This is a genomic window from Allobosea sp. MMO-172 (assembly GCF_037147855.1).
Lineage (GTDB): Bacteria > Pseudomonadota > Alphaproteobacteria > Rhizobiales > Beijerinckiaceae > Allobosea.
This window is the reverse complement of the sequence record NZ_JBBCUM010000012.1, coordinates 98,364-114,706: the sequence shown is the minus strand read 5'-3', so window position 1 is coordinate 114,706 and position 16,343 is coordinate 98,364. Positions and strand designations below refer to the sequence as shown.

Annotated in this window: 11 protein-coding genes; 5 read left to right on the top strand and 6 right to left on the bottom strand. The window is 67.4% G+C overall.

Annotated features, from left to right (window positions below; genetic code table 11):
• Positions 1-73: 73 nt before the first annotated feature.
• From accC to WFK61_RS18100, 4 genes are all read right to left on the bottom strand, one after another.
• Positions 74-1,435: an acetyl-CoA carboxylase biotin carboxylase subunit gene (gene accC, locus WFK61_RS18115; protein ID WP_336813476.1), complete on the bottom strand. Its 1,362-nt coding sequence runs from the start codon at positions 1,433-1,435 to the stop codon at positions 74-76.
• Between the two features lie 41 nt (positions 1,436-1,476).
• Positions 1,477-1,941, bottom strand: coding sequence for an acetyl-CoA carboxylase biotin carboxyl carrier protein (gene accB, locus WFK61_RS18110; RefSeq protein WP_336813475.1), 465 nt, complete (start codon positions 1,939-1,941; stop codon positions 1,477-1,479).
• 72 nt (positions 1,942-2,013) lie between these two features.
• Positions 2,014-2,469, bottom strand: coding sequence for a type II 3-dehydroquinate dehydratase (aroQ, locus tag WFK61_RS18105; RefSeq protein WP_336813474.1), 456 nt, complete (start codon positions 2,467-2,469; stop codon positions 2,014-2,016).
• 120 nt (positions 2,470-2,589) lie between these two features.
• Positions 2,590-3,396 carry a DsbA family protein gene (locus WFK61_RS18100; protein ID WP_336813473.1) on the bottom strand — a complete coding sequence of 269 codons (807 nt, stop codon included), beginning with the start codon at positions 3,394-3,396 and terminating at the stop codon, positions 2,590-2,592.
• Positions 3,397-3,582: 186 nt separating this feature from the next.
• On the opposite strand from WFK61_RS18100, the gene WFK61_RS18095 reads away from it, so the two are divergent.
• Both WFK61_RS18095 and WFK61_RS18090 read left to right on the top strand, forming a co-directional pair.
• A complete protein-coding gene (locus WFK61_RS18095) occupies positions 3,583-4,773 on the top strand; it encodes a pyridoxal phosphate-dependent aminotransferase (protein WP_336813472.1) in 1,191 nt (396 codons plus the stop codon).
• Positions 4,774-4,861: 88 nt separating this feature from the next.
• Positions 4,862-7,177, top strand: coding sequence for a mechanosensitive ion channel family protein (locus tag WFK61_RS18090; protein WP_336813471.1), 2,316 nt, complete (start codon positions 4,862-4,864; stop codon positions 7,175-7,177).
• A 9-nt stretch (positions 7,178-7,186) separates the two neighbouring features.
• Here the strand turns inward: WFK61_RS18090 and WFK61_RS18085 are convergent, their stop codons facing one another.
• Both WFK61_RS18085 and WFK61_RS18080 read right to left on the bottom strand, forming a co-directional pair.
• On the bottom strand, positions 7,187-7,540 hold the full coding sequence (locus WFK61_RS18085; protein WP_336813470.1) for a hypothetical protein: 354 nt from the start codon (positions 7,538-7,540) through the stop codon (positions 7,187-7,189).
• Positions 7,541-7,664: 124 nt separating this feature from the next.
• A complete protein-coding gene (locus WFK61_RS18080) occupies positions 7,665-10,427 on the bottom strand; it encodes an Rne/Rng family ribonuclease (protein WP_336813469.1) in 2,763 nt (920 codons plus the stop codon).
• Between the two features lie 614 nt (positions 10,428-11,041).
• Between WFK61_RS18080 and WFK61_RS18075 the strand changes: the two genes are divergently transcribed.
• From WFK61_RS18075 to prfB, 3 genes are all read left to right on the top strand, one after another.
• Positions 11,042-12,358 carry an N-acetylmuramoyl-L-alanine amidase gene (locus tag WFK61_RS18075; protein WP_336813550.1) on the top strand — a complete coding sequence of 439 codons (1,317 nt, stop codon included), beginning with the start codon at positions 11,042-11,044 and terminating at the stop codon, positions 12,356-12,358.
• Between the two features lie 212 nt (positions 12,359-12,570).
• A complete protein-coding gene (locus WFK61_RS18070) occupies positions 12,571-15,018 on the top strand; it encodes a penicillin-binding protein 1A (protein WP_336813468.1) in 2,448 nt (815 codons plus the stop codon).
• Positions 15,019-15,193: 175 nt separating this feature from the next.
• A protein-coding gene (gene prfB, locus WFK61_RS18065; RefSeq protein ID WP_336813467.1) for a peptide chain release factor 2 occupies positions 15,194-16,322 on the top strand; the annotation gives its coding sequence in 2 pieces (ribosomal slippage) (positions 15,194-15,262 and positions 15,264-16,322; 1,128 coding nt in all).
• The last annotated feature ends 21 nt before the right edge of the window (positions 16,323-16,343 follow it).

The window sequence follows — 16,343 nt, the reverse complement described above, 5'->3', positions numbered from 1 at the left end:
GCCCATTGCAGCGGACAAGAAAAAAGCCCCTCGCATCGCGAGGGGCTTTTTCGTTTCGGGAGCTGCCGAAGCCTCAGGCCTCCGGCTCGCCCATGCCGCCGGCGGCGAGGAATTTCTCGAGCCAGTGGATGTTGTAGTCGCCGTTGAGGATGTCCTGGTTGCGCACCAGCGTGCGGAACAGCGGCAGCGTCGTGTCGACGCCGTCGACGACGAACTCGTCGAGCGAGCGGCGCAGGCGCATCAGGCATTCGTCGCGGTTGCGGCCATGGACGATCAGCTTGCCGACGAGCGAATCGTAATGCGGCGGGATCGTGTAACCCTGATAGGCCGCCGAATCGACGCGCACGCCGAGGCCGCCCGGCGTGTGGAACGAGGCGATCTTGCCGGGCGAGGGGCGGAAGGTCGCGTGATGCTCGGCATTGACCCGGCACTCGATGGCATGGCCCTCGATGATGATGTCGGACTGCTTGAGCGAGAGCGGCGCGCCCGCGGCGATGCGGATCTGCTCGTTGACGAGGTCGATCCCGGTGATCATCTCGGTGACCGGATGCTCGACCTGGATGCGGGTGTTCATCTCGATGAAGTAGAACTCGCCGTCCTCGTAGAGGAACTCGATCGTGCCGGCGCCGCGATATTGCAGCTCGCGCATCGCCTTGGCGCAGATCTCGCCGATCCGGTCACGCTCGCCGGCGTTGAGGGCGGGCGAGGGGCCTTCTTCCCAGACCTTCTGGTGGCGGCGCTGCAGCGAGCAGTCGCGCTCGCCGAGATGGATGGCGTTGCCGCGGCCGTCGCCGAGCACCTGGATCTCGATATGGCGCGGCTTCTCGAGGTACTTCTCGATATAGACCGCGTCGTCACCGAAATTGGCCTTGGCCTCGCTGCGGGCGGTGGCGAGCAGGACGGGAACCTCCTCCTCGTTGCGCACCACCTTCATGCCCTTGCCGCCGCCGCCGGAAGCGGCCTTGATGATCACGGGCAGGCCGATCTCGCGGATGATCCGCATGGCCTCGGCCTCGTCGGCGACGCCGCCCTCGGAACCCGGCACGCAGGGGATACCGAGGCGCTTGGCGGTGCGCTTGGCCTCGATCTTGTCGCCCATCGAGCGGATATGCTCGGCCTTGGGGCCGATGAAGGTGATGTTGTGGCGGTCGAGGATGTCAGCGAAGCGGGCGTTCTCGGAGAGGAAGCCGTAGCCGGGATGGACCGCATCGGCGCCGGTGATCTCGCAGGCGGCGATCAGGGCGGGGATGTTGAGATAGCTCTCGCGAGCCGGCGGCGGCCCGATGCAGACGCTCTCGTCGGCGAGGCGCACATGCATGGCGTTGGCGTCGGCCGTGGAGTGCACCGCGACGGTCGCGATGCCGAGCTCCTTGGCGGCACGCAGCACGCGCAGCGCGATCTCTCCACGATTGGCGATCAGGATCTTGTCGAACATCTTGAAACCCAAATCGGACCCGGCAGCGCGAGGCGCCGCGCTCACTCGATCACCAGCAGCGGCTCGCCGTATTCCACCGGCTGGCCGTCCTCGACCATGATGGCCGTGACCTTGCCGGCGCGGGGCGCGACGATGTCGTTGAAGGTCTTCATCGCCTCGACGAGCAGGATGCGCTCACCCTGCTTCACGACGCTGCCGATCTCGACGAAGGGCTTGGCATCGGGCGAGGGGCGGCGATAGGCGGTGCCGACCATCGGGGAAGGCACGGCGCCGGGATGGGCGGCGGTCGGCTTGGCCTCGACGGGCGCAGCGGCGGCTGCGGCGACCGGGGCCGGCATCGCGACCATCGGCGCCGCGGCGGGGACCTGGACGGTCGTCGAGATGTTGCGGGCGACGCGGACGCGCAGGTCGCCCTTCTCGACCTCGATCTCGGTGAGATCGGTCTGGTTCAGGAGCTCGGCGAGCTCGCGGACAAGTTCGGGGTCGATCGGGCTCTTGGTCGCCATGGCGGGTATCACCGTCTTCTTCGGATATTCGGATGGAGGCGACGATCGGGCCGCGCTCCCGTTCAAAAGGGTTCAGGCGGCCTTGGCCGCCCGCTTTTCCAGCAGCGGCACGATCGCGTCGAGAGCCAGATCATAGCTCGCGACGCCGAAGCCGCAGATCACGCCCACGCAGACCGGTGCCATGTAGGAATGGTGCCGGAATTCCTCGCGCGCATGCACGTTCGAGATATGGACCTCGATCGCCAGCGCATCGACGCCCTTGATCGCATCGCGCAGGGCCACCGAGGTGTGGGTATAGGCGCCCGCATTGATGATGATGCCGGCGCCGGCCAGGCCCGCCTGCTGGATGAAGGTGACGAGCTCGCCTTCGAAATTGGTCTGGCGGAAGGTGAGGTCGACGCCCGCAGCCTCGGCCTTGCGGCGCAGGCGTTCCTCGACGCCGGCCAAGGTGACCGCGCCATAGGTTCCGGGCTCGCGCGTTCCGAGCAGGTTGAGATTGGGTCCGTTCAGGACGTGGACGGCGACCATCGAGGGCGTTGATTCCGGCACCGCGCGTGGGCGGCAGGAGCCGCCCTCTTAAACGTTGAAGGCCGGCAGGGGAAGCCTGAAGCACCCTGCCGGCCCGGTTGGGCATATGGAAACGATGGTTCAGCCGGCGCAGTCGGTCTTGCCGCAGCGGCGCACCGAATCGATCTTTGCCTTGAGGGCAGCCTGGCCGACGGCGCCGAAGACGATCTCGTCGCCGATGATGAAGGCCGGCGTGCCGGTCAGGCCGAGACGGTCGCCGAGCGCGACGGTGTCCTCGATCGCGGCCTTGGTGGCCGGGGCCTCCATGTCCTTCTTCAGCTGGGCGATGTCGGCGCCGGCTTCCTTGGCGATGTCGAGCGCCTTGGCGGCGTTGACCTTGCCCTTCACGGCCATCAGCTTGTTGTGGAACTCGAAATATTTCGCGCCCTGCAGCTGGTTCTTGGCGGCGACGGCGACGCGGCTGGCCTCGACCGAATCAGGCCCGAGGATCGGGAAGTCCTTGAGCACGACGCGCAGCTTCGGGTCGGCCTTGGAGAGCGCGGTCACGTCCTCCATCGCCCTTTTGCAGTAGCCGCAATTGTAATCCATGAACTCGACGAGGGTGATGTCGCCATCGGGGTTGCCGATGATGACCGAGGTCGCGGGATCGGTGATGCGGGCCTTCTCGGCGGCGACCGCGTTGCGCTGGGCATCGGCCTGGGCGACCGTGTTGCGGCGCTCCAGCTCGATCAGGGCGTCCTGGATGATCTCGGGGTTCTTCAGGATCGTCTCGCGGATCAGGTCGGTCACCGCCTTGCGCTGCTCCGGCGAGAGCGGCTGGCCCTGCGCCAGGGCCGGCGCGGCGGAGGCCGCGAGCCACAGGCCGAGCGCAACGGCGGCAGGCCGCAGGCAGGCACGCGCCAGGCTGGTGAGGGTCGGGAAAGCCATCTCGTCATCCTTTTCAAAGCCGCCGGGCGGCAAACCGCGACCGAAGCAGCGCTTCCAGCCGCGAGCTTGTGGGTGTTCGGGGGGCGAAGGTCAAATCACAGCTCTGCCAACGGATGCGGCCGATGGTTGCAGGCCGCCACAGGCTCGGCTACGCGAACGGGCCTCTTCGCGAAACCGGACAAGCCGATGCAGAAGCCCTTGATTGCGCCCGCCGCCTTGCCCGCTCTGGCCGAGCGTGCCGAGCGCGTCGCGCCCTTCATCGTCATGGACGTGATGAACCAGGCGGCGGCCATCGAGCGCCGCGGCGGCTCGGTCGTGCATATGGAGGTCGGCCAGCCCTCGGCGCCGACGCCCGCCTCGATCCGCGCCGCGGCAGCCCGCGCACTGGAGCACGGCAGGATCGGGTACACGCAGGCGCTCGGCACGGATTCGCTGAGGGATCGCATCGCGCGTCATTATCGTGACGCTTATGGCGTGGAGGTGGCGGCCGAGCGCGTCGTCGTCACGACAGGCTCGTCCGGCGGCTTCATCCTCGCCTTCCTCGCCTGTTTCCAGCCGGGTTCGCGCATCGCGATCACGGCGCCGGGCTATCCGGCCTATCGCAATATCCTGATCGCGCTCGGGCTGGAGCCGGTCGCGATCGAGGTCGGCCCCGAGACGCGTTTCGCGCTGACGCCGGACCTGATCGAGCGTGCCCATCGCGAGAAGCCACTCGCCGGCGTGCTGACGATGAGCCCGGCGAACCCGACCGGCGTGGTGATGGCGCCGGAGGCCATCACCGATGTCGCCGCCTGCTGCCGCAGGCTCGGGCTCTGGTACATCTCCGACGAGATCTATCACGGCCTGACCTACGAAACCCCGGCGACGACGGCGCTGGCGGCCGATCCGGACGCGATCATCGTCAACTCCTTCTCCAAGTACTACTGCATGACCGGCTGGCGCGTCGGCTGGCTCGTCGTGCCGCAGCGGCTGGTGCGTACGATCGAGCGCCTGCAGCAGAATTTCTCGATCTCGGTGCCCTATCTCAGCCAGGTGGCGGGCGAGGCTGCCTTCGATGCGACGGAGGAATGCGAGGCGATCAAGGCGGGCTATGCTCAGAACCGCGCCTTCCTGCTCAAGGCCCTGCCGGAGATCGGGCTGGGCGATTTCCTGCCCGTCGACGGCGCATTCTATATCTATCTCGACATCGGCCGGTACTCGAACGACTCGATGGCCTTCTGCCGCAGCGTCCTCGAGGAAGCCAGCGTCGCGATCACGCCCGGGCTCGATTTCGACGAGGCGCGAGGTGCCCGTACGATCAGGCTCTCCTTCGCCGGCTCGCTCGGCGAATGCGAGGAGGCGGTGACGCGGATCGGCGCCTGGATGAAGAAGCGCTGAGAAGCGGTTTTCTCTGCGTCGCGAATGGCTTGCCAGAATTCGCGGAATCTCAGCATTCTGTAGCCGTGGGATAGCACGGAGACCTGCCATGAACGTCGCTGCACCGGGCGCATCCGTCCCGCGGCGAAACGTTGCCCGACTGGCCGTGCTCTTCGGCTGGCTGGCGTTCGCTTTCGCATGTCTCTCTTCGACTGCTCCGGCGATGGCCGAGGGCCAATCCTCCGTGGTTCTCAACCTGCGCGGCGACGAGACGCCGGAGGCTATCCGCAAGATGGTCGATGCCCTGTCCGCACCGGGGCGGCAGGTCGAGATCAGGGTCGGCGGCGCAACGGCTGCAGCCCCCGCTGCGGCAACCCCGGCCGAGCCTGCCGGCAAGGCGAAGCCTGCTGCGGCTCAGCCTGCGCCCGCCCCGTCGATGGCCGACGAGGACGGCTTCCAGGCCGAGGTCAACGCGCTCGTCGACCGTTTCATCGACGGCGTCGAATATGGCGGCACCTCGATCCCCGCGATCGCCGAACTGCCTGACAATTGGGGCCGGGCCTGGTTGCGCAATCTCAACGGCCGCGAAGGCCTGTCCGCCGGCTGGCGCATCTTCTGGATCATCTGTCTTGCGCTCGCCGCCGCTTTCGCCTTCCGGATCGCCTCTGCCCGTTGGTTCACGCGCAGGATGCAGTCTGCCGGGCCGGAATTCACGCCGCGCCTCACCGCGTCGGCCTGGGGGCTGCTCCAGGACGTCGCCACGATCCTGCTGGCCCTGGCCGTGGCGAGGGGCGCCCGCAATGCCTGGCTGCCGGAGAACGACCTCGCCTATATCGCGCTCACGACGGGCGCCAACGGCGCGGCGATCGGCGCGCTCTACATCGCCGTCGGCCGCTTCCTGATCGCGCCGGGGGCGCCGGACCGACGGATCATGCCGCTGCCGCGCGCCGAGGTGCATTTCCGGCGGCTGGTCGCCTACGCGATCCTGACGCCGCTGATCGTGACCGGAATCCTGCTCGCGCATCATGTCAGCGCCGGCCCGCGGCCGGTGACGGGGCTGATCGCGCTGACCGGGCTGGCCATTACGCTCTTCAAGATCTGGTGGTTCCATGACGGAAGGCACGATCTGGCCGCGCTCGTCCTCTCCGGCTCGTCCGAGCCCGGCCCGATCCGGCGGCTGATCGCGAACGGAACCGCCTGGTTCTACATCGCCACGACGGTGCTGCTCTGGATGGTCAGCAGCGCCGCGGCGATGATGTCGAATGGCGGGCGCTGGGCCGAGGCCGCGGCGACGACGCAGGTGGCGATCGTCATCATTCCGATCCTGGCCGTCGGCATCGCCAGCTTGATGCGTTGCCATGCGATGCGGCACGAGGAGGAGCACGGCGCCATTCCGATGCGGCGTGCCGGCGGCGCGGCCCTGCGCGCGGCGGCGGTGGGGGCGCTATGGGCGGCCGGATTCTTCGTGCTGGCCCGCCTCTGGGCCGGACTCCTGCTCGGTGTCAGTTCGGCGCAGTTCGGCGCCGTGATGCGCCAGACCGCCGGCGTCGCGATCTTCGCTTTTGTCGGCTGGGTGGCGCTCGTCTTCCTGCATGCCTTCTTCGAAGCCTATACGCCCAAGCGACGCGTCGTCGGGCCCGCCGATGAGGATGCCGCACACGAGGAAGGCGTCCCGAGCCGGCTGGCGACGGTGCTGCCGGTTCTGCGAGGCGTCGTGCTCGGAGCCGTGCTCGGCCTCACCATTCTCATCGTGCTGTCGCGGCTGGGCGTCGATATCGGGCCGCTGCTTGCAGGCTTCGGCATCCTCGGCCTCGCGCTCTCCTTCGGCTCGCAGGCCCTGGTGCGCGATATCGTCTCCGGCGTGTTCTTCATGCTGGAGGACGCCTTCCGCGTCGGCGAATATGTCGATACCGGCCGGCTCAAGGGCACGGTCGAGAAGATTTCGCTGCGCTCGATGCAATTGCGCCACCAGAGCGGCCAGATCCACACGGTGCCCTTCGGCCAGGTCCAGTCGCTGACCAATGCCAGCCGCGACTGGGCGACGATCAAGTTCAACGTCCGCCTCGACCATTCCGCCGATATCGAGCAGGCCCGCAAGGCGATCAAGAAGACCGGCATCGCCCTGCTGGAGGACCCTGAATACGGGCCGCATTTCATCGCCCCGCTGAAGATGCAGGGCGTCGCCGACATCACCGACAGCGCCATCGTCATCAGGCTGAAATTCACCGCCAAGCCGAGCCAGGCCTCGATGCTGCAGCGTGAGTCGCTGAAGCGAGTCTATCGCGCGCTGAACGATGCGCATGTGCCCTTCGCCTCGAACGCCGTCACGGTGCGCGGCGGCGAAGGCGGTTCGCAGCATAGCCACGCAGCCGCCGCGATCTCGACCGTGCCGCCGCCGAGCCCGCTTGCGCCGACTGCGAGCTGAAGCTGGCCGCTACAGCAGCAAGAACAGGCCGAATCCGGCCGCCGTCAGCACGGCGCCGAAAAGGCTGGCGAGGCGGGCGGAGCTGGTCAAAGCCAGCCTCTCCGAGCTGCGCCCGGCGCGTTCGGCATGCCCCTGTCCGGCCTCGTTGTGATACTGCCCGGCATAGAGACCGGGCGTCATCTGATGGCCGACGGGGCGATTGTCTTCGAGCTCCACGCGGATGGCGATGAACAGGACCAGCAGCCCGAGCAGTCCAACCCCAAACCAGCCGATCGCGCTCCAGGCGAGATAGGCGAGGCCGGTCAGGCCTGTCCCAGCCAGCGCGATCATGACCATGCGCTCGCGATTGCGTGGCGGCGGCATCGGCTCCTGCCTCTGTCGAGCGGTCTCCGGTTAGCGATCCTGACCGGTTTGCCGGCCCGTGAAAAGAGAAAGCCCGCTGCGGGATGCAGCGGGCTTCGTCATTCAGCGGATCTGGTCGGCGCGATCAGGAACGGCCGGCGAGCCTGTTCCACCAGCCGCCGCGCTTGGGCCGGTTCGGGTCCGGCTCCGTCAGCACGACCGCGACGGGCTCTTCCGCCGGTGCCTTGACCGGGGCGGGCTCGGGCGCCGGGGCCGGTTCGGCCGGAGCCGCGACGGCCTCGGGAGCGGCAGCCGGAGCCTCGACCTTCGCCTCGGCAGGGGCCGGAACGGCCTCAGCGGCGGCCTCGCCGCCCTCGGTGATCGGAACTACCTTCTTGCGCGAGCGGCTGCGCTTCGGCTTCTCGGCCTCGGCGGGAGCAGCCTCTGCCGCGACGGTCTCGGCCGTGGCCTCGGTCTCCTTGGCGGCTTCGGCCTTAGGCTTGCGGGCGCGGCTGCGCTTCGGCTTGGCGGGCTCGGCCGCAGGTTCCTCGGCGACCGGCTCGGGAGCGGCCTCGGCCACGGCTTCTGCGACCGGCTCGGCGGCGGCCGGCGTCACGGCCTCGTCGCCGTCTTCCTCGCCATCGTCACCTTCGTCGTCACCCTGCGCGCCATCGAGCTGCTGGCCCTGCTCGTCACGCTCGCCACCACGCCGGCGACGACGGCGGCGACGACGGCGGCGACCATTCTCGCCCTCGCCACGCTCGGACTGGCCCTGCGCCTCTTCGGCGGTCGCCTCATTGCCGCCGGTCTCGGCGTCGAGGGCGGCCGCTTCGGCGGCAGCGTCGAGCGCCTCGTCGTCGACGTCGGACGCGATCGCCTCGGCCTTGAAGCTGGTCGGGACGATCCGACCCTCATTGCCGACGAACTCGCCGCGCTCGACCTCGAAATAGCGCGTGCCCAGCAGGTTCGCGTCGGTCGAGACGGTGATGGCGATGTTGAAGCGGGTCTCGAGATCGGCGAGATGGGCGCGCTTCTGGTTGAGGACGTAGAGCGCGACCTCCGGCCGGGTGCGGACGGTGAGGTTGTGCGAGGCGCTCTTGATCAGCGTCTCCTCCAGCGCGCGCAGGATCTGCAGCGCCACCGACGGGGTCGAGCGGATCATGCCGGCGCCGGCGCAATGCGGGCAGGGCACCGAGGACGATTCGAGCACGCCGGTGCGGATGCGCTGACGCGACATCTCCAGCAGGCCGAAGGCCGAGATGCGGCCGACCTGGATGCGGGCGCGGTCGTCCTTCAGGCACTCCTTCAGCTTCTTCTCGACGGCGCGGTTGTTCCGGTTCTCCTCCATGTCGATGAAATCGATCACGATGAGGCCGGCGAGGTCGCGCAGGCGCAGCTGGCGGGAGATTTCCTCCGCCGCTTCGAGATTGGTCTTGAGGGCGGTGTCCTCGATATTGTGCTCGCGGGTCGAGCGGCCCGAGTTGATGTCGATCGCGACCAGCGCTTCGGTCTGGTTGATGACGAGATAGCCGCCGGATTTCAGCGTCACCGTGTTCGAGAACATCGCGTCGAGCTGGCTCTCGACGCCGAAGCTCGCGAAGAGCGGCGTCTGCTCGCGATAGGGCTTCACGCTCTTGGCATGGCTCGGCATGAGCATGCGCATGAAGTCCTTTGCCTCGCGATAGGCGCTCTCGCCGGCGACGTGAACCTCGTCGATATCCTTGTTGTAGAGGTCGCGGATCGAGCGCTTGACGAGGTTGCCCTCCTCATAGACCAGCGACGGAGCGACGGAGGCCAGCGTCAGCTCGCGCACGCTCTCCCACATCCGCATCAGGTATTCGTAGTCGCGCCGGATCTCGACCTTGGTGCGCGAGGCGCCGGCCGTGCGCAGGATCAGGCCCATCCCCTCCGGGACCTCCAGCTCCTGGGCGATTTCCTTCAGGCGCTTGCGGTCCTCGGCATTGGTGATCTTGCGCGAGATGCCACCGCCCTTGCCGGTGTTCGGCATCAGCACCGAATAGCGGCCGGCGAGCGAGAGATAGGTGGTCAGCGCCGCGCCCTTGTTGCCGCGCTCTTCCTTGACGACCTGGACCAGGATGATCTGGCGGCGCTTGATCACCTCCTGGATCTTGTACTGGCGGCGCGAATGGCGCACCGGCCGCTCCGGCATGTCGTCGAGGGCGTCGCCGCCGCCGAGTTGCTCGGGAGCCTCCTCGGCATCCTCGTCACCGTTCTCGTCGTCGCTGTCGTCCTCGGACGGCTTGCGCGCCTCGGTCTCGGCGCTATCCGAGGTTTCGACCGAAACGACGGTCTCCTCGACCGAGACGCTCGTCTCGACGGTCTCGAAGGTCAGCGGCGCGGCATTCGGGGCGGAGTCCTCGGTGGTCGATTCGGCGACGTCCGGGGCGAAGAACTCGCCGAAGGCCGGACCGCCCTCGTTGACCATGGCGGCTTCCTTGCCGTCGGTCTCGACGCGCTCCTCGCCGTTCTGCTCGACCTCGGCCGAGACGGTCTCGTCGGCGGCAGCCTTCTTGGCGCGGTTGTCGCGATCGCCGCGGCGGCCACGGTCGCGGCGGCCGCGCTTCTCGCGGCGCTCCTCGTCGCGCTCCTCGTCACGCTCGGCGCGGGCCTCGTCCTCGAGCAGCGCCTGCCGGTCGGCGACCGGAATCTGGTAATAGTCGGGATGGATCTCGGAAAAGGCGAGGAAGCCGTGGCGGTTGCCGCCATACTCGACGAAGGCCGCCTGGAGCGAGGGCTCCACGCGGGTCACCTTGGCGAGATAGATATTGCCGCGGAGCGGCTTTCGGCTGGCGGATTCGAAATCAAACTCTTCGACGCGGGATCCGCGGACCACCACGACCCGGGTCTCCTCCGGGTGGGTGGCATCGATAAGCATCTTGTTGGCCATAAGACATTTCCATTGGCGCGGCCGCCGACCGGGGCCGCGCGGCTACGGATGCGAATCCGCCGCCGCGGGCAGGGGCGCCGCGAAAAGGCCGGAGCGAGCCGGCATGTTGCAGGAGGGAGGAGGAAGCGGTCGAGACAGGAAGGCGGCTCGGAACAGCAACCCGGGCGCAAAGCCCGGCGCGGTTCCGCAGGTTCGGACGGTTCACCGATGGTGCTAGCGGCGTCTTATGCCCCGTCATCTGTCCTGACCTGCGATGCTCCGGCCAGGCAGCCAGGCGCATCGCGTTTGCACGCTCGCAAGACAGGGCAGGGCGCAGAAAACACGCAATCCCGATGCCAACCGTCTGCGGACGATCCGTTGCGGTCGTCTTGTTGCCGCCACTCCGCTGGGGAGCAGCAGCCCAGTCTGCTTCGGACGCCGACGGATCGCACGATCCGGATGTGTCCCTCAGGCAGGCTGACAAGCAACCTGTTCCATTACAGACAGGTGATGGTGATTTGCAAGTCACATGACGGGCGCATCTCACCCCGCCTCCGGCAGGGCGGTTCCCGGTCTCGGGAAGAGATGGTAACGGGCTGTTAGGATTTCAGCCCCGTTATGGTTAAACCCTCGTAATAAATACCGGGATTGTTCAACTGTTCTCGTGCATCCGCCGTGCCGATCCGAGCCGTTGCGATGCGCCGTGGCGATTCCGGGCGCTGCGGTGCGCGCTGGCTGCCGTCTGCCTGCTGGCGAGCCTTCCGCTGGCTGGCCTGACACAGGCGCAGCCGAAGCCGGAGCCCCGGCCGCAGAACGAATACCCGGTCGCGACCGACGCCCGCATCGAGCAGAGCGGCGAGACCGTGCGCCTGACGATGATGCTGTCCTCGACGGTTGCGGTCGATGCCTGGGTGCAGGCGGCGCCGGACCGGGTCATCGTCGAACTGCCCTCGACCAATTTTCAGATTCAAGCCTCGGCCAAGCGCAGCGCCGGCTTCGTCAGCGGCTATCGCTTTGGCCTGTTCACGGCCGACAAGGCCCGAATCATCATCGACCTCGCCCAGCCCGCCGTGATCGCCAAAGCCGAGGTGAAGACGGTGCGCGGCGGCTTCGGCGAGCTGACGATCGAACTGAAGAAGACGGCGCGGGCGGATTTTCTGGCCGAGGCCGGCAAGGTGCTGAAACCCGCACCCGCGATTCCCGCTCCGGTGCCATCGCCGGCCAAGACCGCCGGCGAGACCCGCCGCACCATCGTCATCGATCCCGGCCATGGCGGCATCGATCCGGGCGCGACAGTCGCCTCCATCGCCGAGAAGGCGGTGGTGCTCGCCTTCGGCAAGGCGCTGAAGGAACAGCTCGAAGCCAATGGCCGCTATCGCATCGTCATGACCCGCGACGATGACCGCTTCGTCTCGCTCGGCGATCGCGTGCAGCTCGGCCGCAACGAGCAGGCCGACCTGTTCATCTCGATCCACGCCGATTCGCTGACGCAGGCACAGGAGGTTCGCGGCGCGACGGTCTATACCCGCTCGGAACGGGCGACCGACGCCGAGGCTGCCCGCCTTGCGGCCAAGGAGAACGAGGCCGACGCCGTCGCGGGCCTGGAGACCAGCGAGGAGGTGCAGGACGTCGCCGGCATCCTGATGGACCTTGCCCGGCGCGAGACGCGCACCTTCACCGGGGTCTTCGCCCGCAATCTCGTCGAGAAGCTCGGCGGCTCCATCAAGATGCACAAGATCCCGCTGCGTTCGGCGCGGTTCTGGGTGCTGAGCGCGCCGGACGTTCCCTCCGTGCTAATCGAACTCGGCTATATGTCGAGCCCCAAGGATGCCGAACTGCTGAACTCGCCGGAATGGCGCGGCAAGGCGGTGACGGCCGTCTCCGCGGCGATCGAGGATTATTTCGCCCGCGAGCGGGCTTCGGTGGGCAAGGCAGCTGAAAGCCGGAACTAGCCGTCTCGGTTGCGCTGGGGGCGCATCGGCGGCAGGGATGGGCGGAGGGCCGAATCGTCGGTGCCTGCCCTTTGGTAACGTCAGGGCGGCCGGATGATGCGGAATGTGGTTGCAAGGCCACGGTTCCGCCATCTCCGTCATGTTATAGCTATGATTTGCGAAGCGCCCTGATTTGGCGCAGCCGATGGCAATTACGGGGTCCGGGGCCTGAGATGCGGTTTGTTCTGCGAATCTTCGGATGGTTGTTCGCCGCCGGCGCAATCGCTTTCGTGATCGGCGCCGCCATCGCGGGCGGCCTGATCTGGCATTATTCGCGTGATCTGCCCGATTACGCGCAGCTGCGGAACTATGAGCCGCCGGTCATGACCCGCGTCCATGCCGGCGACGGCAGCCTGATCGCCGAATATGCGCGCGAACGGCGCCTCTATCTGCCGATTCAGGCCGTGCCGAAGCTCGTCGTCGATGCCTATCTCTCGGCCGAGGACAAGAATTTCTACAAGCATGTCGGCGTCGATCCGGAAGGCCTGGTTCGCGCGGCGATCTCGAACTTCCGCAACCGCGGCGCCAACCGCCGGCCGCAGGGCGCCTCGACCATCACCCAGCAGGTCGCGAAGAACTTCTTCCTGAGCCCGGAGCAGTCGATCGAGCGCAAGATTCGCGAGGCGCTCGTCGCGCTGAAGCTCGAGTCGACCTATTCGAAGGACAAGATCCTCGAGCTCTACCTGAACGAGATCTATCTCGGCGCGCCGGCACCGGGGCAGGGCAGCTACGGCATCGCCGCGGCGGCGCTGAACTATTTCGGCAAGTCGGTGCATGAGCTGAACCTGCAGGAGGCCGCCTATCTCGCCGCCCTGCCGAAGGCGCCGACCGATCTTCACCCCTTCCGCAACCGCGACCGCGCGATCGAACGCCGCAACTACGTCATCGATCGCATGGTTGAGAACGGCTACGTCAAGCGCGAAGCGGGCGAAACCGCCAAGAAGCAGCCGCTCGGCGTCAATCCGCGCACCGTCTCGCCGAACCAGATCGCCGCCGGCTATTTCGCCGAGGAAATCCGCCGCGAATTGCAGGATCGCTACGGCGAGAAGAAGCTGCTCGAAGGCGGCCTTTCCGTCCGTTCCACCGTCGATCCCAAGACCCAGTTGATGGCGCGCAAGGCGCTGGTCGACGGTCTCGTGCGCTTCGACGAGGCGCGCGGCTGGCGCGGCGCCATCCAGAAACTCGATATCGGCGGCAAGGAATGGGGTGCCGTCGTCGGCGAACTGCCCGTGCTCGGCGACGTCGCGCCGTGGCGGCTCGCCGTCGTGCTGGAGGTCAACGGCGACAGCGCCCGTCTCGGCCTGCACCCGCTGCGCGACAATGCCGGCCATCTCAACAAGGAGCGCCAGATCCTGACGCTCGCCGCCGACGGCATCAAATGGACCCGCCGCGCCCGTGTTTCGCAGGCCGTCTCGGTCGGTGACGTCGTCTATGTCGAGCCGATGGACAGCCGGCCGGGCTTCGCGCGCCTGCGCCAGCTGCCGGAGGTCAACGGCGCCATCGTCGCGATGGACCCGTTCTCGGGCCGCGTGCTGGCGATGGTCGGCGGCTTCAGCCACGATCAGTCGGAGTTCAACCGCGCGACGCAGGCGCTGCGCCAGCCCGGCTCCTCGTTCAAGCCCTTCGTCTACGCGACGGCGCTCGACAACGGCTATACGCCGTCGAGCATCGTCCTCGACGCCCCGATTGAGATCGACCAGGGCGCGGGCCTCGGCATGTGGCGGCCGGAGAACTACGACGGCAAGTCGACCGGCCCGCGCACGCTGCGTTACGGCATCCAGTTCTCCAAGAACCTGATGACGGTCCGGCTCGCCAAGGATGTCGGCATGCCGCTGATCGCCGAGTATTCGCGGCGCTTCGGCATCTATGACGACCTCCAGCCGGTGCTGTCGATGTCGCTCGGCGCCGGCGAGACGACGGTGATGCGCATGACCGCGGCCTATTCGATGCTGGTCAATGGCGGCAAGCGCATCCGGCCGACCCTGATCGACCGTATTCAGGACCGTTCGGGCTCGACGATCTTCCGGCATGACCAGCGCGTCTGCGAAGGCTGCAACGCCGAGAAATGGGCGAACCAGCCTGAGCCGCGCCTGGTCGACAACCGCGAGCAGGTGCTCGACCCGCTGACCGCCTACCAGATGGTCTCGATCCTCGAAGGCGTGGTCAATGCCGGCACCGCGACGGTGGTCAAGTCGGTCGGCAAGCCGCTCGCCGGCAAGACCGGCACGACCAACGATGCCAAGGACGTCTGGTTCGTCGGCTTCTCGCCCGACCTCGCCGTCGGCGTCTACATGGGCTTCGACAAGCCGAAGTCGCTTGGCACCTCGGCCACCGCCGGCCAGTACGCCGCGCCGATCTTCCGCGACTTCATGAGCGTCGCGCTGAAGGAAAAGCCCTCGACGCCGTTCCGCGTCCCGGCCGGCATCAAGCTGATCCGCGTCGATCCGAAGAGCGGCATGCGCGCAGGCGGCGAGGGCGGCATTCTCGAGGCCTTCAAGCCGGGCACGGCGCCGCCGGACAGCTATTCGGTGATCGGCGCGGCCGGCGACGGCAGCATGCCGCTCGGCGCGGGTCCGGGCGGCGGCCGCGCCGTCGGCTCAGGGACCGGCGGGCTCTACTGAGTCGACAGCAGGAGAATTGCAGCGCCCGGAGGTCACTCCGGGCGTTTCCGTTTTAAGCCCGGGCGGCTCATTCCGCCTCGACGGGCAGGGGATGTTGCCTCCGGCGTTTACAGTCGGGCCTTTCGCCCCTATCTCAGCCCTCACGTTTTGCTCACAAGGACGTCCAGACGGAATCATGCGCCCCGAAATCCAGACGCAGCTCGATAACGCCAAGCAGTCGATTGGACTGCTGAGGAGGCATCTTTGACTGGGATCAAGCCCAGCGCCGCCTAGCGGAACTCAACGCCCTCTCCGAGGGCCCCGATTTCTGGAACGATGCCGAAGCCGCGCAGAAGCTGATGCGCGAGCGCACCTCGCTGGAGACCCAGATCGAGGGCATCACCAAGCTTGAGCGCGAACTCGACGACGCTCTGACGCTGATCGAACTCGGCGAGATGGAGGGCGACGACGCCACCGTCACCGAGGGCGAGCAGGCGATCAAGGCCGTGCAGGACGAGGCGGCGCGCCTCCAGGTCGAGACCTTGCTCTCCGGCGAGGCCGACATGCTCGACACCTATGTCGAGATCCATCCGGGCGCCGGCGGCACCGAAAGCCAGGACTGGGCCGAGATGCTCCTGCGCATGTACCGGCGCTGGGGTGAGCGGCGGAAGTTCAAGGTCGAGACGCTCGAATACCAGGACGGCGACACCGCGGGCATCAAGTCGGCGACGCTCCAGTTCAAGGGGCACAATGCCTATGGCTGGCTGAAGACCGAGTCGGGCGTGCACCGCCTAGTGCGCATCTCGCCCTTCGACTCCAATGCGAGACGCCAGACCTCGTTTGCTTCGATCTGGGTCTATCCCGTCGTCGACGATCGCATCGTCATCGATGTCAAGGAATCGGATTGCCGCATCGACACCTATCGCGCGCAAGGCGCGGGCGGGCAGCACATCAACACCACGGATTCGGCGGTGCGCATCACGCATATCCCGTCCGGCATCGCGGTGGCCTGCCAGCAGGAGCGTTCCCAGCACAAGAACCGGGCCAAGGCCTGGGACATGCTGCGAGCCCGCCTCTACGAGGTCGAGCTGAAGAAGCGGGAAGAGAAGGCCAATGCCGAGCAGGCCTCCAAGACCGATATCGGCTGGGGCCACCAGATCCGCTCCTATGTGCTGCAGCCCTACCAGCTGGTGAAGGATCTGCGCACGGGCGTGAGCTCGACGGCCCCCTCCGAGGTGCTCGACGGCGCGCTCGATCCCTTCATGGAAGCGTCGCTGGCCCAGCGCGTCTATGGCACGCAGGTCGAGGTCGAGGATATCGACTGATCCCGGGCTTCACGCCGAACC